General features: G+C 72.2%; 13 protein-coding genes. 4 read left to right on the forward strand and 9 right to left on the reverse strand.

Features of this window, described 5'->3' with window-relative positions; all coding sequences use genetic code 11:
* Nucleotides 1-31 precede the first annotated feature (31 nt).
* Entirely contained in the window at nt 32-2,554 is a 2,523-nt protein-coding gene (locus OG730_RS35825) for a DEAD/DEAH box helicase (protein ID WP_327308139.1), read from the reverse strand.
* A gap of 145 nt (nt 2,555-2,699) precedes the next feature.
* Between OG730_RS35825 and OG730_RS35830 the strand changes: the two genes are divergently transcribed.
* Complete coding sequence (locus OG730_RS35830) at nt 2,700-3,491, forward strand: metal-dependent hydrolase (RefSeq protein ID WP_327308140.1); 792 nt, start codon at nt 2,700-2,702, stop codon at nt 3,489-3,491.
* Nucleotides 3,492-3,542: 51 nt separating this feature from the next.
* Here the strand turns inward: OG730_RS35830 and OG730_RS35835 are convergent, their stop codons facing one another.
* The 3 genes from OG730_RS35835 to OG730_RS35845 form a co-directional block, all read right to left on the reverse strand.
* Nucleotides 3,543-3,884, reverse strand: coding sequence for a hypothetical protein (locus tag OG730_RS35835; RefSeq protein WP_327308141.1), 342 nt, complete (start codon nt 3,882-3,884; stop codon nt 3,543-3,545).
* Nucleotides 3,885-4,124: 240 nt separating this feature from the next.
* Nucleotides 4,125-5,906: an ABC transporter ATP-binding protein gene (locus OG730_RS35840; RefSeq protein ID WP_327308142.1), complete on the reverse strand. Its 1,782-nt coding sequence runs from the start codon at nt 5,904-5,906 to the stop codon at nt 4,125-4,127.
* A complete protein-coding gene (locus OG730_RS35845) occupies nt 5,903-7,801 on the reverse strand; it encodes an ABC transporter transmembrane domain-containing protein (RefSeq protein WP_327308143.1) in 1,899 nt (632 codons plus the stop codon). Before OG730_RS35845 ends, OG730_RS35840 begins: the two co-directional genes overlap by 4 nt.
* A 241-nt stretch (nt 7,802-8,042) precedes the next feature.
* Here OG730_RS35845 and OG730_RS35850 point away from each other — a divergent pair, with 241 nt between their 5' ends.
* Nucleotides 8,043-9,356: a sulfite oxidase gene (locus OG730_RS35850; protein WP_327308144.1), complete on the forward strand. Its 1,314-nt coding sequence runs from the start codon at nt 8,043-8,045 to the stop codon at nt 9,354-9,356.
* 33 nt (nt 9,357-9,389) lie between these two features.
* Here OG730_RS35850 and OG730_RS35855 read toward each other — a convergent pair whose 3' ends face one another.
* Nucleotides 9,390-12,326 (reverse strand): FAD-binding and (Fe-S)-binding domain-containing protein, encoded by a 2,937-nt coding sequence (locus tag OG730_RS35855; protein WP_327308145.1) that lies wholly within the window; start codon nt 12,324-12,326, stop codon nt 9,390-9,392.
* An 84-nt stretch (nt 12,327-12,410) separates the two neighbouring features.
* Nucleotides 12,411-12,905 carry a MarR family winged helix-turn-helix transcriptional regulator gene (locus OG730_RS35860; protein WP_327308146.1) on the reverse strand — a complete coding sequence of 165 codons (495 nt, stop codon included), beginning with the start codon at nt 12,903-12,905 and terminating at the stop codon, nt 12,411-12,413.
* Between the two features lie 107 nt (nt 12,906-13,012).
* Here OG730_RS35860 and OG730_RS35865 point away from each other — a divergent pair, with 107 nt between their 5' ends.
* Entirely contained in the window at nt 13,013-14,965 is a 1,953-nt protein-coding gene (locus OG730_RS35865; RefSeq protein ID WP_327308147.1) for an ABC transporter ATP-binding protein, read from the forward strand.
* A gap of 63 nt (nt 14,966-15,028) precedes the next feature.
* Nucleotides 15,029-15,868, forward strand: a complete 840-nt coding sequence (gene mltG / locus OG730_RS35870; protein ID WP_327308148.1) for an endolytic transglycosylase MltG — start codon at nt 15,029-15,031, stop codon at nt 15,866-15,868.
* 34 nt (nt 15,869-15,902) lie between these two features.
* Here the strand turns inward: mltG and OG730_RS35875 are convergent, their stop codons facing one another.
* From OG730_RS35875 to OG730_RS35885, 3 genes are all read right to left on the reverse strand, one after another.
* Nucleotides 15,903-16,961 carry an FAD-dependent oxidoreductase gene (locus OG730_RS35875; protein WP_327309557.1) on the reverse strand — a complete coding sequence of 353 codons (1,059 nt, stop codon included), beginning with the start codon at nt 16,959-16,961 and terminating at the stop codon, nt 15,903-15,905.
* A gap of 69 nt (nt 16,962-17,030) precedes the next feature.
* Nucleotides 17,031-18,125, reverse strand: coding sequence for an LLM class flavin-dependent oxidoreductase (locus OG730_RS35880; RefSeq protein WP_327308149.1), 1,095 nt, complete (start codon nt 18,123-18,125; stop codon nt 17,031-17,033).
* Entirely contained in the window at nt 18,125-19,165 is a 1,041-nt protein-coding gene (locus tag OG730_RS35885) for an ABC transporter substrate-binding protein (RefSeq protein WP_327308151.1), read from the reverse strand. The genes OG730_RS35880 and OG730_RS35885 overlap by 1 nt, the downstream gene beginning before the upstream one ends.
* Nucleotides 19,166-19,219: the final 54 nt, after the last annotated feature.

The following is a 19,219-nucleotide window of genomic DNA, read 5'->3' on the forward strand; positions in this document are numbered from 1 at the left end:
GGGTGCCCGCCCGGGCGGAACCGGAGGGGGGTCAGAGCTGTCCGAGTTCGCCGACCGAGGTGACGCGCAGGACCGCGCGGCCCTCCTCGTCGGAGGCGGCGAGGTCCACCTCGGCGCTGATGCCCCAGCCATGGTCCCCGTTCGGGTCGGCGAAGGTCTGGCGGACGCGCCACAGGCCGTGCGCCGCGTCCTCCTCGATCTGGAGCAGCTTGGGGCCGCGCGCGTCGGGACCCGTGCCCAGGTCGTCGTACTCGTCCCAGTAGCCGTCCATGGCCTCGCCCCAGGCGTCGGCGTCCCAGCCGGAGTCGCCGTCCAGCTCGCCCAGGACGTTGACGTGGTCCAGGGCCGCCAGCTCCACCCGGCGGAACATGGCGTTGCGGACCAGGACGCGGAAGGCGCGGGCGTTCGCGGTGACCGGCTTGACCTGGTCGGCCTTCTCCTGGGCCTGCTCCGCCGTCTCCACCTCCGGGTTCGCCAGTTGCTCCCACTCGTCGAGCAGGCTGGAGTCGACCTGGCGGACCAGCTCGCCGAGCCACTCGATCAGGTCCTGGAGGTCCTCGGACTTGAGGTCGTCGGGGATGGTGTGGTCCAGCGCCTTGAAGGCGCCGGCCAGGTAGCGCAGCACGATGCCCTCGGTGCGCGCCAGCTCGTAGTACGAGGTGAACTCGGTGAAGGTCATCGCGCGCTCGTACATGTCGCGGATGATCGACTTCGGCGAGACCGGGTGGTCACGGACCCACGGGTGGCTCTTGCTGTACACGTCGTACGCGTGCAGGAGGAGCTCTTCGAGGGGCTTGGGATAGGTGATCTCCTGGAGCCGCTCCATCCGCTCCTCGTACTCGACCCCGTCGGCCTTCATCGCGCCCACGGCCATGCCGCGTTCCTTGTTCTGCTGGGCCGCGAGGATCTGGCGCGGGTCGTCCAGCGTGGACTCCACCACCGAGACCATGTCCAGCGCGTAGGAAGGGGACTCCGGGTCCAGCAGGTCGAAGGAGGCCAGCGCGAAGGTGGACAGCGGCTGGTTCAGCGCGAAGTCCTGCTGGAGGTCGACGGTCAGCCGGATCGTGCGGCCCTCGGCGTCCGGGGTGTCGAGCTTCTCGACGACACCGCCGTCCAGCAGCGAGCGGTAGATGGCGATGGCCCGGCGGATGTGGCGCAGCTGGGCCTTGCGCGGCTCGTGGTTGTCCTCCAGCAGGTGGCGCATCGCCTTGAAGGCGTCGCCGGGCCGGGCGATGACCGACAGGAGCATGATGTTGGTGACCTTGAAGCGCGAGGTCAGCGCCTCCGGGTCGGCGCCGATGAGCTTCTCGAAGGTGATGTCCGACCAGGCCACGAAGCCCTCGGGGGCCTTCTTGCGGACCACCTTGCGGCGCTTCTTCGGGTCGTCGCCGGCCTTGGCGAGGGCCTTCTCGTTCTCGATGACGTGCTCGGGCGCCTGGGCGACCACGTAGCCGGCGGTGTCGAAGCCGGCCCGGCCGGCGCGGCCGGCGATCTGGTGGAACTCGCGGGCGCGCAGCGTGCGGACCCGGGTGCCGTCGTACTTGGTCAGCGCCGTGAACAGCACGGTGCGGATCGGGACGTTGACGCCGACGCCGAGGGTGTCGGTGCCGCAGATGACCTTCAGCAGACCGGCCTGGGCCAGCTTCTCCACCAGGCGGCGGTACTTGGGCAGCATGCCCGCGTGGTGCACGCCGATGCCGTGGCGGACGTAACGGGAGAGGTTCTGGCCGAACTTGGTGGTGAAGCGGAAGTTGCCGATCAGCTCGGCGATCTTGTCCTTCTCCTCGCGGGTGCACATGTTGATGCTCATCAGCGACTGCGCCCGCTCGACCGCCTGGGCCTGGGTGAAGTGCACGATGTAGACCGGCGCCTGCCGGGTCTCCAGCAGCTCGGTGATGGTGTCGGTGATCGGCGTGGTGACGTACTCGTACGACAGCGGAACGGGCCGGGTCGCGGAGCGCACCATCGAGGTGGGCCGGCCGGTGCGCCGGGTCAGGTCCTCCTCGAACCGCTTCATGTCGCCGAGCGTCGCCGACATCAGGATGAACTGCGCCTGCGGCAGCTCCAGGATCGGGATCTGCCAGGCCCAGCCGCGGTCCGGCTCAGCGTAGAAGTGGAACTCGTCCATCACGACCTGGCCGATGTCGGCGTACTTGCCGTCGCGCAGCGCGATCGAGGCCAGCACCTCTGCGGTGCAGCAGATCACCGGGGCGTCCGAGTTCACCGATGCGTCGCCGGTCAGCATGCCGACGTTCTCGGTGCCGAAGAGCTTGCACAGGTCGAAGAACTTCTCCGAGACCAGCGCCTTGATCGGCGCGGTGTAGAAGGTGACCTTGTCCTGCGCCAGGGCCGTGAAGTGCGCGCCGGCCGCCACCAGGCTCTTGCCGGAGCCGGTCGGGGTGGAAAGGATCACGTTCGCGCCGGTGACCACCTCCATCAGCGCTTCCTCCTGAGCCGGGTACAGGGTGATGCCCTGGTTCTCCGCCCACGAGGAGAAAGCCTCGAAGAGGGCGTCGGGGTCGGCGTTCGGCGGGAGCTGATCAATGAGGGTCACACCCCCCATCTTGCCTGGCTTCGCCCCGGATCAGGGAACCGGAGGACAGAAGGAAGATCATCGGCGGTACGCTGTGCCGTCGATGCGGCCCGAACGACACCGTCAACAGGGTCCGACCAGCACACCACCGGGGCGGGGAACGACCATGATGGGTCCGGCGCACTCACTGTCCGGGGCGGCGGCCTGGCTGGGGGTGGGCGCCGCGGCTGCGGCCGCCGGGCACCCGATGCCCTGGCCCGTCCTCGTCGTCGGCGCGCTCATCTGCGCCGGAGCGGCCCTCGCCCCCGACCTGGACCACAAGTCGGCGACGATCTCCCGCGCCTTCGGCCCGCTCTCCCGGGTCCTGTGCGAGGTGGTCGACAAGATCTCCTACGGGGTCTACAAGGCGACCCGCTCGCCGCGCGACGCCCGCCGCACCGGAGGTCACCGCACCCTGACCCACACCTGGGTCTGGGCCGTCCTGATCGGCGCCGGTTCCTCCGCGATCGCCGTCACCGCGGACCGGTGGGGCGTCCTCGCCCTCCTCTTCGTCCACCTGGTCCTCGCCGTCGAAGGCCTGCTGTGGCGGGCCGCCCGCATGTCCAGCGACATCCTGGTCTGGCTGCTCGGCGCGACCAGCGCCTGGATACTGGCCGGCGTGCTCGACCAGCCCGGCAACGGCTCCGACTGGCTCTTCACCGCCCCCGGCCAGGAATACCTGTGGCTCGGCATCCCGATCGTGCTCGGCGCACTGGTCCACGACATCGGCGACGCCCTGACCGTCTCCGGCTGCCCGATCCTGTGGCCCCTGCCCATCGGGGGCAAGCGCTGGTACCCGATCGGCCCGCCGAAGATGATGCGCTTCCGTGCCGGCAGCTGGGTGGAGCTGAAGGTCCTCATGCCCGTCTTCATGCTCCTCGGCGGAGTGGGCGGAGCCTCGGCCCTCGGCTTCTTCTGACAGGCGGGCCCGCTCGCCGGGCCGCCGGCCGATCCCGTTCCGGTCACCGGACTACGTCAGGACGAGAGGCACGGTGATGGTGAGATGGCCGTCGCTGGTCGCCGCAGTGGCGGAAAGAGCGTTCATACGTGCCGCGAGGTGGCCGATCACCCGGCTGGTCAGCTCCTCGTCCCAATGCGCCGTGCCTTCCGGCGGCAGGCGCATCTCCTCCACGGCCGGCGGGCTGCCACCCAGATAGCGCGCGGTGTCCTTGTTGACGACCCAGCAGGACAGTGCGATCTTGACCTGCCCGGGTGCCGCCCACTGCGCCCGCACGTGGGCGCACATGCTGAAGTCGTCCCCGCCGAGTGAGACCGTGGTGGAGAACGACCTGCCCCGGGGGTATCGCCGCACCAGCTCGAGTACCGCTGGTTCCACAACGGCTCGCGCCATGGGTTCCGTGAACACCGTCCGCCCCCCGTCCGACCCGGCCTTCAATATCCCAGATGGGTCCCGCGTCGGATAGACCCGGCCAGGAGCCCCCGGCAGGCCCCACGTGGGGCCAGTAGGTCCGGTTCCTCACCACGCGCAGCGGGGCCGTCCGCCGGCCCTGGACCACGTAGGCGGGTCCAGGGCCAGGCGGCCCGGCGCCGGTCAGCCGTGCCAGGAGCGCCACAGAGCGGCGTACGCGCCGTCGGCCTCGACCAGGGCGTCGTGCGAGCCGAGCTCGGTGATGCGGCCGCCCTCGACCACCGCGATCACGTCCGCGTCGTGCGCGGTGTGCAGCCGGTGCGCGATCGCGATCACCGTCCGGCCGTCCAGCACCCGGGCCAGCGAGCGCTCCAAATGCCGTGCCGCACGCGGGTCCAGCAGCGAGGTGGCCTCGTCCAGCACCAGCGTGTGCGGATCGGCCAGCACCAGCCGGGCCAGCGCGATCTGCTGCGCCTGCGCCGGGGTCAGCGCCGAGGCGCCCGAGCCGACCTCGGTGTCCAGACCGGCGTCCAGCGCCCGCGCCCAGCCCTCCGCGTCGACCGCGCCGAGCGCCGCCCACAGCTCGGCGTCACCCGCCTCCGTACGAGCCAGCCGCAGGTTGTCCCGCAGGGAGCCCACGAACACGTGGTGCTCCTGGTTGACCAGGGCCACGTGCTCGCGCACCCGCTCCGCGGGCATCTGCGACAGTCGCGCCCCGCCGAGGGTGATCTCACCGGTCCGCGGCGCGTAGATGCCCGCCAGGAGCCGCCCCAGCGTGGACTTGCCCGCGCCCGAGGGCCCCACCAGCGCCATCCGGGTGCCCGGCGGCACCGACATCGACACCTGGTGCAGTACGTCGACGCCCTCCCGGTATCCGAAGTGCACCCGGTCGGCCCGGACGTCCCGGCCGTCGGGGGAGACGCCGGCGTCGCCCGCGTCGGGCTCGATCTCCCGCACGCCCACCAGCCGGGCCAGCGAGACCTGCGCGATCTGGAGCTCGTCGTACCAGCGCAGGATCAGACCGATCGGGTCGACCATCATCTGCGCGAGCAGGGCGCCCGTGGTCAGCTGCCCCACCGACATCCAGCCCTGGATCACGCAGTACCCGCCGATCATCAGGACGGAGCCGAGGATCGTCACGTAGGTGACGTTGACGACGGGGAAGAGGACCGTGCGCAGGAACAGCGTGTACCGCTCCCACGCCGTCCACTCCTTGATCCGCCGCTCCGACAGCTCGATCCGGCGCCCGCCCAGGCGGTGCGCCTCGATGGTGCGGCCCGCGTCCACCGTCTCGGTGAGCACGGCCGCGACCGCCGCGTACCCCGCCGCCTCGGACCGGTAGGCCCGGGGCGCCCGCTTGAAGTACCAGCGGCAGCCGATCACCAGCACCGGCAGCGCCACCAGCGCGGCGAGCGCCAGCGGCGGCGCGGTCAGGGCGAGCGCCCCGTAGAGCAGGCTCGCCCACACCACACCGATGGCCAGCTGCGGTACGGCCTCGCGCATGGCGTTGGCCAGCCGGTCGATGTCCGTGGTGATCCGCGACAGCAGGTCACCGGTTCCCGCGCGCTCCAGCACGCCCGGCGGCAGGCCCACCGACCGCACGAGGAAGTCCTCGCGCAGGTCGGCCAGCATCTCCTCGCCTAGCATCGCCCCGCGCAGCCGGACCAGCCGCACGAACACGGTCTGGATCCCGAGCGCCAGGGCGAACAGCAGCCCCACCCGGCCCAGATGGAGGTCGCGCGCCCCTTCCGAGAGCCGGTCCACGACCTGGCCCAGCAGGTACGGGCCGACCATGGAAGCGATCACCGCGACCGTGTTGACCCCCACCAGGACCAGGAAGGCCCGCCGGTGGCGGCGGAACAGGCCGCGCACGTAGTCCCGTACCGTCGCGGAGCTGCCCACGGGCAGGGTCGCGGCCGTTTCCGGGGCGGCCGGATCGTAGTCCGGCGGCGCCACGCCGATCATGCGGATTCCTCGATCTCTGTCAGTACGGATTCCAGCCGCGGGAGCCGCTGTTCTTCCTCGGTGCGCTGTTCTTCCTCGGTCTGGCGGGTGACGACCGACCGGTAGCGGGGGTCGCCGTGCAGCAGCTCGCGGTGCGTGCCGCTCGCCGCCGCCTTGCCCCCGTGGATCAGGACGACCAGGTCGGCGCGGTCCAGCAGCAGCGGCGAGGACGCCAGCACCACCGTCGTGCGACCGGAGCGCAGGGCGGAGATCCCGTCCGCGATCCGGGCCTCGGTGTGCGAGTCGACCGCCGAGGTCGGCTCGTCCAGCACCAGCACCTCGGGGTCGGTCACCAGGGACCGCGCCAGCGCCAGCCGCTGTCGCTGCCCGCCGGAGAGCGAGCGGCCGCGCTCGGTGATCCTGGCGTCCATCGGGTCGTCCACCCCGTCCGGGGCGGACTGCAGGAGGGCGTCCAGTACGTCCGCGCACTGGGCCGCCGCGAGCGCCGCCGGCGGTGCGACCGCACCGGACGCCGGTACGTCGAACAGCTCGCGCAGCGTCCCGGACAGCAGGACCGGATCCTTGTCCTGTACGAGGACCAGCTCGCGCGCGGTGGCGAGCGCGAGCTCGTCCAGCGCGACCCCGCCCAGCAGGACGGAGGGCCCGGTCGCGGCGTCCATCGGGTGCCCGCCCAGGCGCTCGGCGAGCCGGCCCGCCAGGTCGGGGTCCCCGCACACCACGGCGGTGAGCCGGCCCGCCGGGACCAGCAGCCCGGTCTCGGGGTCGTACAGGTCAGCGCCGGGGGCCGGGGCCCGCGGCACCTCGGTGGCGACGGCCGGCTCGGCGGCGACCACGGACTGCGCGCCGACCTCCGCCTCCGCACCGACTTCCGCCTCCGCACCGGCATCCGCCATCGCGCCGGTCCGCGTCAGCGACAGCACCCGCGCCGCCCGCTTGGCGGAGGGGCGGGAGAAGGAGTACGCCATCGCGATCTCCTCGAAGTGCCGCAGCGGGTAGAGCATGGTCGCCACCGCGCTGAACGCGGCGACGAGTTCGCCGACGTCCAGCCGGCCGTCCAGCACGAGCGAGGATCCGTACCAGACCACCGTGACCAGCAGGCCGCCCGGCAGCAGCACCTGGATCGCGGAGATCAGCGCCCACATCCGGGCGCTGTGCACGGCGGCCTCGCGGACCTGCTGCGAGGCCTCGCGATAGCGGCCGAGGAACAGTTCCTCGCCGCCGATGCCGCGCAGCACCCGCAGCCCCGCCACGGTGTCCGAGGCCAGCTCGGTGGCCTTGCCCGCCTTCTCCCGCTGGACGTCCGCGCGCCGGGTGGCGCGCGGCAGCAGGGGAAGGACGGCCAGGGCGAGCACCGGCATGCCGACGGCCACGACCACGCCGATCGTCGGCGCGTAGAAGAGCAGGACGACACAGCCGATGACCAGGCTCAGCGCGGCGGCCAGGAAGCGGGAGACCGCCTCGACGAACCAGCCGATCTTCTCCACGTCGCCCGTGGACACCGCCACCACCTCGCCCGCCGCTACCCGCCGGGTCAGGGCGGAGCCCAGCTCGGCGGTCTTGCGGGCGAGCAGCTGCTGGACCCGCGCGGCGGCGGTGATCCAGTTGGTGACGGCCGTACGGTGCAGCATCGCGTCGCCGAGCGAGATCGCGACGCCGAGCAGCGCGATCAGTCCGCCGACCCACAGCAGCCGGCGGCCGTCGCCGTCCACGACGGCGTCGATGCCCAGGCCCACGGTGTACGGCAGCCCCGCGATGCCGCCGAAGTGGAGCAGCCCCCAGCCCAGGCTTTTGGCCTGTCCGCCGAGTTGGCCCCGCCCCAGCCACCAGAGGAAGCGGGGGCCGGAGCGAGCATCGGGTACCCCTGGGTCCGGATACGGAAGATCGCTGATCTGCATGACGCCCCATGACTGGTCGAGAGTTCCAAACCGTGCAAGGTTCGCGTTCCGGACCGGTACGGGGCAATCGATTTTCCGTCGGCCGGAGCTCTGCGCCGCAGGCTCTGCTCACCCGGCGAGCGCGAACCGTCCTTCATTGCGGCCGTGTTGCAGGTTCATGGCCATCCGGGCGAGGAGGTTCCCGCAGGTGGGGCCCGGCTTCTACGGTCCGTCGGGAATCACGACCAAGGAGTGTCCCGCCATGCCCCTCGACCTGTCGGACGAGAGCCAGTACGACCGTGCGCGCCTGCGGCAGTGGGCGCGTGGCCGCGCCCGCTCCTCCGGGGTGGACCGCCGCGACCTGCTGAAGCTGTTCGCTGCGGGGGCCGCGGCCGGATCCCTGGGCCTGGGCGCCGCCGGAACCGCCGAAGCCTCCGCAACGGGCGCGGCCGAAAAGGGCGGAGCCGCCGGAGCCGCCGCCGCGCCGACCGCCGCCGCGCCCGGGACCGTGAAGCCGCTGCCGCCGGAGCTGTTCACCATCCGGGGCACCAACGCGGAGACGAACTTCGCCGCCCTGCGCGACACGGGCCCCCTGACCCCCATCGACCGGTTCTTCGTACGCAACCACACCGTCACCCCGCGCCTCGACGCGCACGACTGGCGGCTGAAGGTGTGGGGCGACGCCCTGACCGGCGGGCCGGTCGAGTTCTCCTACGACCAGCTGCGCGCGCTGCCTGCCGTCGAGCGGACCCTGTTCATCGAGTGCGCGGGCAACGGCCGGAGCTTCTACACCACCCAGCAGGGGCAGCAGGTGACCGGGACCGCGTGGACCCTCGGCGCGATCGGCGTGGCGCGCTGGCGCGGCGCCCGGCTGTCCGACGTCCTCAGGCGCGCGGGCCTGGCCCGCGGGGCCGTGGACGTACTGCCCCGCGGGCTGGACGACGAGGTTGTTACGAACGGGGTGAACCTGGGCCGGGTGCGGCGCCCGCTGCCCGTGTCCAAGGCCCTCGACGACGTGATCCTCGCGTACGAGATGAACGGCGAGCCGCTGCCGCCCGACCACGGCGGTCCGGTCCGGGTGGTCGTACCGAGCTGGATCGGGATCTCCTCGATCAAGTGGGTCGGGGACATCGAGGTGAGCGGGCAGCCCCTCTACACACCGTGGAACACCGACCTGTACCGGCTCTTCGGGCCCGACCAGCCTCCGCAGGGCAGCGCCCCGCTGACCCGCCAGACCCTCAAGAGCGCCTTCGAGCTGGAGCACGGTGCGACCGTCCCGGCCCACCGGACGCGGCTGCTGACCGGGCGCTCGTGGTCGGGCGCGGCGGCCGTGCACCGGGTGGAGGTCAGTACCGACGGCGGGGTCCGCTGGCAGCGGGCCCGGCTGCACGATGCCCCGCACCGGGGCGGCTGGGTGCGCTGGTCACTGCCGTGGACCCCGCGGGCCACCGGTCCGACCGCGCTGCTCGCACGGGCCACCGACACCACCGGACGGACGCAGCCGGCGACCACGCCCCACAACACGCAGGGCTACCTGTTCGACGCGGTGGTGCACCACCAGGTCACCGTGGTCTGACCGGAACGGCCGAGCGGGCCGCGCCACCCGCCCCTACGGGCGGGTGGCGCGTTCCAGTTCCAGCAGCGCCGAGTAGTAGCTGCGGCCCGTGGCCCGGTCCATGCCCACCTCGCACATCCGGTTCGCCGACAGGTGCGCGTCGAACTCCCGCGCCGTCACCTCGGCGGCCTCGCGCGCCGTCGCCGACTCCGTCAGCTCCGGGTGCAGCATCCCGCGGTCGCCGGCGAAGGCGCAGCACCCCGCGTCGTACGGGACCACCACCTCGTCGGCGCAGGCCTCGGCCACCGCCCGCAGTTGCGCCTCGTCGTCCAGGTGCCGCATCGAGCAGGTGGGGTGGAGCACCGCCGAGCCGACCGTCCGCCGTACCTCCAGGTGCGGCAGCAGCTCCTCGGCGGCCCAGACGATGGAGTCGACGATCCGCAGCTCGGAGTGGAGCGAGCGGTTGTCGTCCGTCAGGTAGGGGACCACCTCGTGCGCGATGCCCAGGGTGCAGGAGGACGCGTCGACCACCAGCGGCAGCCGCCCGCCGGCCGTCCAGCCCCAGGCCGCCTCCACGATCCGGTTGGCCATCACGCGGTTGCCGGCGTCGTACCCCTTGGAGTGCCAGATCGTCGCGCAGCAGGTGCCCCGGACGTCCCCGGGGATCCACACCGGCCTGCCGGCCCGCTCCGACACCGCCACCACCGCCTCGGGCAGGGAGGGCCCGGACCCACCGTCGGGGCCGCCGAAGATCCGGTTGACGCAGGCCGGGTAGTAGACCGCGGCGGCGCCCACGCGCCGGGTGTCGGGGAGCTCGCGGGCCGCCGCGCCCGGGATCTGCGCAAGCCACTCCGGAACCAGGTCGGGCCGTACGGCCTTGCGCGCGGCCCCCGTCACGGCCCGCAGGATCCCGTCCCCGACGGCGTCGGTGATCTTGTCGGCGGCGGCCACGGCCAGCCGCGCGGCCACCTCGACCGCGCCGAACCGCAGGGCGGCGAGCTCGGCGGCGCGCTCCTCGCGCGGGCTGTGCCGGCGGTGGCGGAAGTCCTTCATCAGGGCGCCGGTGTCGATGCCGACGGGACACGCGAGCTTGCAGGTGGAGTCGCCGGCGCAGGTGTCCACGGCGTCGTACCCGTAGGCGTCGAGCAGGCCGTCGAGCACCGGGGAGCCGGGCTGCTGGCGCATCATCTCCCGGCGCAGCACGATCCGCTGGCGCGGGGTGGTCGTCAGGTCCTCGCTGGGGCAGGTCGGTTCGCAGAACCCGCACTCGATGCAGGGGTCGGCGACGGCCTCCACCTGCGGGATCGTCTTGAGGCCGCGCAGGTGTGCCTTCGGGTCGCGGTCCAGGAGGATCCGCGGGGCGAGGACCAGGTCGGGGTCGATGACCCGCTTGGTGCGCCACATCATCTCGGTGGCCCGGGGCCCCCACTCCAGTTCCAGGAAGGGGGCCATGTTGCGGCCGGTGGAGTGCTCGGCCTTCAGCGAGCCGTCGAACCGCTCCACGGTGAGCCGGCAGAAGGCGTCCATGAACGCGGCGTACCGTTCCACGTCCGCGGGCCGGGCGGCGTCGAAGGCGAGCAGGAAGTGCAGGTTGCCGTGGGAGGCGTGGCCCGCGACGGCGGCGTCGAAGCCGTGCTCCGCCTGGAGTTCGAGGAGGGCCTCGCAGGCCTCGGCCAGCCGGGACGGGGGGACGGCGAAGTCCTCGGTGATCAGGGTGGTGCCGGAGGCGCGGGCGCCGCCGACAGCCGTGACGAAGGCCTTGCGGGCCTTCCAGTAGCCGGAGATGGTCTTGGCGTCGCGGGTGAAGGCATTGGTCACCGAGGCCACCGGGGCCACCAGGTCCAGCCCGGCCAGCACCCCGGCGGCCAGCCGCTCGTACTCCGCGCGGCCGGCCTCGTCGGGGGCCCGGAACTCCACCAGCAGCGCGGTGGTGTCCTTGGGCAGCTCGGCCCAGTCGGCGGGGACGCCCGCGACGCTCACCGAGGCGCGCAGGGTGTTGCCGTCCATCAGCTCGACGGCCAGCGCCCCCGCGTCGTTGAAGAGCGGTACGGCGGCGGCCGCGGCGGGCAGCGAGGGGAAGAAGAGCAGGGCGCTGGTGAGCTCGCGGTCCAGCGGCAGGGTGTCGAAGACGACCTCGGCGATGAAGCCGAGCGTGCCCTCGGAGCCGACCATCAGCCCGCGCAGGATCTCCACCGGGGTGGCGCCGTCGAGGTAGGCGTCGAGTCGGTAGCCGGTGGTGTTCTTGATCTCGTACTTGGCCCGGATGCGGGCGACGAGTTCCGGATCCGCCTCGATCTCCTTCTTGATCTCCATCAGTCCGTGGCAGAGGGAGGGCTCGGCGTGCGCCAGCTCCTCGTCGGCGAGCGGGTCGGCGGTGTCCACGACGGTGCCGCTCGGCAGGACGAAGGTGAGGGAGGACAGGGTGCGGTACGAGTTCCTCGTGGTGCCCGCCGTCATGCCCGAGGCGTTGTTCGCGACGACTCCGCCGAGGGTGCAGGCGATGGCACTGGCCGGGTCCGGGCCGAGGACGCGGCCGTGCCGGGCGAGCGCGGCATTGGCGCGCACGACGGTGGTGCCGGGCTGGATCCGGGCCCGCAGGCCCTCCTCCAGCACCTCGACCCCGGCCCAGTGGCGGCGGACGTCGACGAGGATGTCCTCGCCCTGGGCCTGACCGTTGAGGGAGGTCCCGGCGGCCCGGAAGACCACCTCGCGCTGTTTGCCGTGGGCGTAGGACAGGACGGCGGAGACGTCGTCGATGTCCTCGGCGATCACGACGACCTGCGGCAGGAACCGGTACGGGGACGCGTCGGAGGCGTAGCGGACCAGGTCGGAGACGCCCGAGAGCACCTTGCCGGCGCCCAGCAGTTCGGCCAGCTCGCTCCGCAGCGGCTCGGGGGTGCCCGTGGACCTGCGGTCCGGCACCCGGTCGGGGGCGGGACCGCTGATGGTGCGCGGGCGCAGGGCCCCCGGCTTCGGTTCCAGCAGTGGCATCTGCAGCCCCTCAACTCGCGCCGTGTCGGTCGTTCTCACTCGTTCGGCGCAGCCCCGGCCCGGTCCCGGCCGGACCGTCGCCCGTCAGCAGCCGTGCTCCGCCGGAGCGTCCGCCAGAGCGTTCAGCAGCCCGCCGAGCACCTCGCGCTGATCGGCGGTCAATGGAGCCAGGATCTCCTCTGCGGCGCCGGTTCGCGCGTTGCGCAGACGGCGCAGCGTGGCGCGGCCGGTGTCGGTGAGCTCGATCCTTATGACGCGGCGGTTCTCCGGGTCGGGCACGCGGCGGACGCAGTCTGCGCTCTCCAGGCCGTCGACCAGCGTGGTCACGGCGCGGGGCACCACCTCCAGGCGGGCGGCGAGATCCGCCATCCGGGGCGGCCGCACCGCGGAGAGGTGGGCGACGGTGCGCAGCAGCCGGGACTGGGCCGGGGTGATGCCGAGCGGCTCCAGATGGCGCTTCTGGATGCGGTGCAGCCGCCGGGTCAGGCGGAGCAGCTGCTCGGCGAGCACGCCGTCCGTGGTGTCGGTGCCATCGGCGCCGGCGCCCTGGCTGCTGTCGGTCTCGGAAGCGGTGCTCATGCTGCGGTCCTCATAATGGGAACGATATCAGGACCAGATTCATTGTGAGTATAGGTAACAATGAGCTATGCTCATTCGAGTCTCGTCACCTGTCATGAAGGAGGCCCATGCGCCCCAAGGAACCCGAGTGGGAGCCCTCGAAGGAATCCCTGGACCCCAGCGGTCCCGCCCCGGACGAGCGGCCGCGCGAGCTGCGCCGCATCGTCGGCCTGTTCCGGCCCTACCGGGGCCGCCTCGCCGTCGTCGGCGTACTGGTCGCCGCCTCCTCGCTGGTCGGGGTCGCCACCCCCTTCCTGCTGAAGGAGATCCTCGACGTCGCGATCCCGCAGGGCCGTACCGGGCTGCTCAGCCTGCTCGCCCTCGGCATGATCGCGACCGCCGTCGTCACCAGCATCTTCGGCGTGCTCCAGACCCTGATATCCACCACCGTCGGCCAGCGCGTCATGCACGATCTGCGCACCGCCGTCTACGCACAGCTCCAGCGGATGCCGCTGGCCTTCTTCACCCGTACGCGCACCGGCGAGGTGCAGTCCCGCATCGCCAATGACATCGGCGGCATGCAGGCCACGGTCACCTCCACGGCGACCTCCCTCGTCTCGAACGCGACGGCCGTCATCGCCTCCGTCGTCGCGATGCTCGCGCTCGACTGGCGGCTCACGCTCGTCTCGCTCGCCCTGCTGCCCGTCTTCGTGTGGATCAGCCGCCGCGTCGGCGGCGAGCGCAAGAAGATCACCGCGCAGCGTCAGAAGCAGATGGCCGCGATGGCCGCGACGGTCACCGAGTCCCTGTCGGTCAGCGGCATCCTGCTCGGCCGCACCATGGGCCGCGCCGATTCGCTCACCAGCTCCTTCGCGGAGGAGTCCGAGAAGCTCGTCGACCTCGAAGTGCGCTCCAGCATGGCCGGACGCTGGCGGATGTCCACCATCGGCATCGTCATGGCCGCCATGCCCGCGCTCATCTACTGGGCGGCCGGCATAGCCTTGCAGACCGGAGCCCCTTCGCTCTCGGTCGGCACCCTCGTCGCCTTCGTCACCCTCCAGCAGGGCCTGTTCCGGCCCGCCGTGAGCCTGTTGTCGACCGGCGTCCAGATCCAGACCTCCCTGGCGCTCTTCGCCCGCATCTTCGAGTACCTCGACCTGCCGGTGGACATCACCGAGCGCGAGGATCCCGTCCGCCTCGACCGCGCCAAGGGCGAGGTCCGCCTGGAGGACGTCCACTTCGCCTACGACGCCAAGAGCGGCCCCACCCTCACCGGCATCGACATCACGGTCCCGGCCGGCGGTTCCCTCGCGGTGGTCGGCCCGACCGGATCAGGCAAGAGCACGCTGAGCTACCTCGTGCCCCGGCTCTACGACGTCACCGGCGGCCGGGTCGTCCTCGACGGCGTGGACGTGCGCGACCTCGACTTCGACTCCCTGGCCCGCTCCATCGGCGTGGTGTCCCAGGAGACCTACCTCTTCCACGCCTCCGTCGCCGACAACCTGCGCTTCGCCAAGCCGGACGCCACCGACGAGGAGATAGCGGAGGCGGCCCGCGCGGCCCAGATCCACGACCACATCGAGTCCCTGCCCGACGGATACGACACCCTCGTCGGCGAGCGGGGCTACCGGTTCTCCGGCGGAGAGAAGCAGCGCCTGGCCATCGCGCGCACCATCCTGCGCGACCCGCCGGTGCTGATCCTCGACGAGGCCACCAGCGCGCTGGACACCCGCACCGAGCACGCCGTGCAGCGGGCCATCGACAATCTCTCCGAGGGTCGCACCACCATCACCATCGCCCACCGTCTCTCCACCGTCCGCGACGCCGACCAGATCGTCGTCCTCGACGGCGGCCGGATAGCGGAGCGCGGCACCCATGAGGAACTGCTGAAGGCCGACGGCCGCTACGCCGCCCTCGTGCGCCGCGACCGGGAGACCACGCTCAAGCCGGAGACCCCCGCGTCCGGAGGGCTGCTGTCCGGGGCGCCCGGTTCCGCGTTGCGCACGGCCGGCCTGCTCAAGCCCGGGACGTTCAAGCCGGACACCCTGCGCGGCACCGAGCCGACCCCGGTGAACGTGTGATCGTATGACCGGCACACGGGTCGGATGTCGGGAATCCGACGGTTCGCGGGTTAGCGTGCCCGCATGCGTCATGAGAACCGGCCGCCGTCACCGCGCCGTTCCCGGCTCACCCGCCGGGGCAGGCTGGCGCTCTTCCTCGGAACCGTCCTGGGGCTCGGGGCAGCCCTCCTGATCCCCCTGATCCCCGGGGAGCAAGCGCCCGAGAAGCCGCGCCAGTTGCTGATCCCCGAGGGCTGGCGGGCCCCACAGGTCTACGCCGCCATCGACCGCGAACTGAAGCTCCCCGCCGGCTCCGCCAAGGCCGCGGCCGCCACGACCGCCCTGCCGCTGCCCGCCGAGGCGAAGGGCAACCCGGAGGGGTACCTCTTCCCGGCCACCTACCCGGTGACCTCGAAGTCCACCCCGGCAGCACTGCTCACCTACATGGTCGAGACGGCCAACAAGAGCCTCGCCACCCAGGCCGTCGCGGACGGCGGCAAGGCCCACGGAATGACCCCGTACCAGACGGCCACCCTCGCCAGCATCATCGAGGCGGAGGCCGAGACCCGCGGGGACATGGGCAAGGTCGCCCGGGTGGTGCACAACCGGCTGGCGAAATCGATGCCGCTCCAGATGGACTCCACCATCAACTACGCGCTGAACCGTTCCACGGTGGACACCAAGCTGAGCGAGACGAAGATCGACAGCCCCTTCAACACGTACGAGCGCCAGGGCCTGCCGCCCACCCCGATCGACAGTCCCGGCCTGCAGGCCATGGCCGCCGCGGTGGCCCCGACGCCCGGAAACTGGCTCTTCTTCGTCACGGTGAAGCAGGGGGATACCCGCTTCTCGGCGACGTACGAGGAACACAAGCGGCACGTGGCCGAGTTCAACCGGCTCCGGTCGGCCTCGCGCGCGACTTGAGCAGGCCGCGCGCTCCGGCCCGGGGCAGGCCGGCCTAGCGGATACCGGCCCCGGTGCGGGCGAGCAGGCGGCGGATCTCACGGACCGCGGCGCCGCCGGCCCGGTTGGCGCCGATGGTGGAGGCCGAGGGGCCGTATCCGACCAGGTGGATCCGCTCGTCGCGGACCGCCCGGGTGCCGTCGAGGCGGATGCCGCCGCCCGGCTCGCGCAGGCGCAGCGGAGCCAGGTGGTCGATGGCGGGCCGGAAGCCGGTGGCCCACAGGATCACGTCGGCCTCCACCCGGCTGCCGTCCGACCAGGCGACCCCCGTGCTCGTGAGGTGGTCGAACATCGGGAGGCGGTCCAGGACCCCCGACTCCAGCCCGCCCCGGACGGCCTCGTTCAGCGGCAGCCCGGTGACGCTGACCACGCTCCGGGGCGGCAGGCCCTGCCGTACCCGGTCCTCCACCAGGGCCACCGCCGCACGGCCCTGCTCCTCGCCGAAGCTCCCGTCGCGGAAGACCGGAGGCCGGCGGGTGACCCAGGTGGTGCGCGCCGCCACCTCGGCGATCTCCAGCAGGTGCTGCACCGCCGAGGTGCCTCCGCCCACCACGACGACCCGTGCTCCGGCGAATTCCGCCGGGCCCGGGTAGTTCGCCGTGTGCAGCTGGCGGCCCCGGAAGAGCTCCTGTCCCGGGTAGCGCGGCCAGAACGGTCGGTCCCAGGTCCCGGTGGCGTTGATCAGCGCCCGCGCCGACCAGGTCCCCGACCGGGATTCCACCAGGAGCCGGCCGTCCTGCCCGTCGCGTACGGCGGTGACGTCCACGGGTCGGCGTACGCGCAGGTCGAAGCGGTCCTCGTAGGCGGCGAAGTACTCCGCGATCACCTCCGAGGACGGCCGCAGGGGATCGGCGCCGGTCAGTTCCATCCCGGGCAGGGCGTGCATCCCGTGGACCTTGCCGTAGGTGAGCGAGGGCCAGCGGAACTGCCACGCACCGCCCGGGCGCGGCGCATGGTCCAGGACCGCGTGGCCGATGCCCGCCCGCGCCAGGTGGTAGGCGCTGGACAGTCCCGCCTGTCCCGCGCCCACGACCACCACGTCCACCACGTTCAGGTCCTGCACCGCGAATTCGTTCACGGTTCTACCAACTGGGAGCGGCGCCGAGATCTTCCCGTCCCCGGCTCAGCGCGCGAGCAGGCCGCGCGCCGCGAGCTCCGGGGTCACCCCCTCGCCGAACCAGTACGCCTCCTCCAGGTGCGGATAGCCCGACAGCACGAAGTTCTCGATCCCGAGCGCGTGGTACTCCTCGATCCGGTCCGCCACGTCCCCGTGGCTGCCGACCAGGGCGGTGCCGGCGCCCCCGCGTACCAGGCCGACCCCGGCCCACAGGTTCGGCGAAATCTCCAGCTTGTCGCGCGAGCCGCCGTGCAGGGCCAGCATCCGCTGCTGGCCGACCGACTCGCTCGCGCCCAGCGCCGTCTGCGCCGCGGCGATGGACGCGTCGTCCAGGTCGCCGAGCAGCCGGTCCGCCGCCGCCCAGGCCTCCTTCGCCGAATCCCGGGAGATGGTGTGCAGCCGGATGCCGAACTTCACCGTCCGGCCCCGCTCCTCGGCCAGCGAACGGATCCAGTCGATCTTCTCCTTCACCTCCTGCGGCCGCTCGCCCCACGTCAGGTACACGTCCGCGTGCTCGGCGGCCACCGGACCCGCCGCCGCCGAGGACCCGCCGAAGAAGATCTCCGGCAGCGGGTCGGGCGGCAGCGCCGTCAGTCCGCCGTCGATCCGGTAGTGCTCGCCGTGGAAGTCGAAGGGCTGCCCGCCCCAGACGCCGCGGACGACCGAGAGGAACTCGGCCGTGCGCGCGTAGCGCAGATCGTGGCCGAGGTGGTCGCCGAAGCGCCGCTGCTCCGCCGAGTCGCCGCCCGTCACCACGTTGAGCAGCAGCCGGCCGCGCGTGATCCGCTGGTACGTCGCCGCCATCTGCGCGGCCAGCGTCGGCGAGATCACCCCCGGCCGGAAGGCCACCAGGAACTTCAGCCGCTCGGTGTGCTGCGCCAGCGCCACCGTCGTCAGCCAGGCGTCCTCGCACCAGGTGCCGGTCGGGGTCAGCACCGCCTCGAAGCCGAGCCGCTCGGCCGCCTTCGCGATCTGGGCGAGGTACTCGATGTCGGGCTCGCGCACCCCGGCCGCGGCGTGGTTGTTGGCGTAGGCGTGCCGGTCGACCAGGGTGCGGCCGTCGCCACCGGTCGGCAGGAACCAGTGCAGTCGTACCGTCATCAGGAGTCCTTCCCGTACGTGCGCGCGGGGGTGGTGGAGGGCGGCAGGTTCTTGTTGAAGCGGGTGTCGACGAAGTCCTTGAAGACGACCTTGCCCGGGATCAGCTTCAGCTCGGTGAAGGTGTCGGCGATCTTCTGCTCGGAGGCCACGGCCGCGTCGTCCACGGCGACCGGCACCCGGGTGCCGTTGCTCCGCTTCACCGCGTCGAAGGCCACCTCGTACGGCAGTCCCGTCTCCTTCGACCAGACCTTGGCCCACTCCTCCGGGTGCTTGAACACCCAGTCCTGGGCGCGCTGGAGACGCTCGAGGTAGTCCCCGATGGCCGTGCTCTTGGCCTCGTCGGCCAGCGCGCCGGGCGCCGCCACCTGGAAGCCGAGCCCGTTGACGATTCCCTCGCCGCTGGTCAGGACGCGGGCGCCGGAACGCAGCACCTGGGAGGTGTACGGGTCCCAGACCGCCCAGGCGTCGACCTTGCCGCTGTTGAAGGCGGCCAGCGCGTCGGCCGGCTGGAGCAGGGTGATCTGGACGTCGGCCGGGGTCAGGCCGGCCTGCTGGAGGCTCGCGATCAGCTGGAAGTGGGCCGAACTGCCCTGCGCCACAGCGATCTTCTTGCCGCGCAGCTCGGCGGGGGTCTGGAGGGCGGAGCCCTTGGGTACGAGGATCGCCTCGCCGGTGGAGGACCCGTGGGTGGCGCCCACCACCACGATCTTCGACTTGGCGGCGGCGGCGAAGACGGGCGGGGTGTTGCCTACGCCGCCGATGTCGACGGCCTTGGCGTTGACGGCCTCCAGCAGCGGCGGCCCGGAGGTGAAGGTGGACCACTTGATCTGGTAGTCGAGCCTGTCCAGTTCACCGGCGGCCCGCAGCAGCGACTCGTAACCGCCCTTCTGGTCACCCACGTTGAGGGTGACCTTGGCGCCGCTCTTGGCGCCGTCCTTCGAACCGGAACCGGTGTCGGCGGCCGAACTGCCGCCGCAGGCGGTCAGGACCAGCGACAGCGGAAGCAGCGCGGCGAGCAGGGGCAGGGTGTGACGTCTCATGTCGCTTCTCTTCGATCTCTCGTACGGGAATCAGGGCGGGGAAGGCGGAGGGGG

It is taken from the genome of Streptomyces sp. NBC_01298 (assembly GCF_035978755.1).
Taxonomy (GTDB): Bacteria; Actinomycetota; Actinomycetes; order Streptomycetales; family Streptomycetaceae; genus Streptomyces.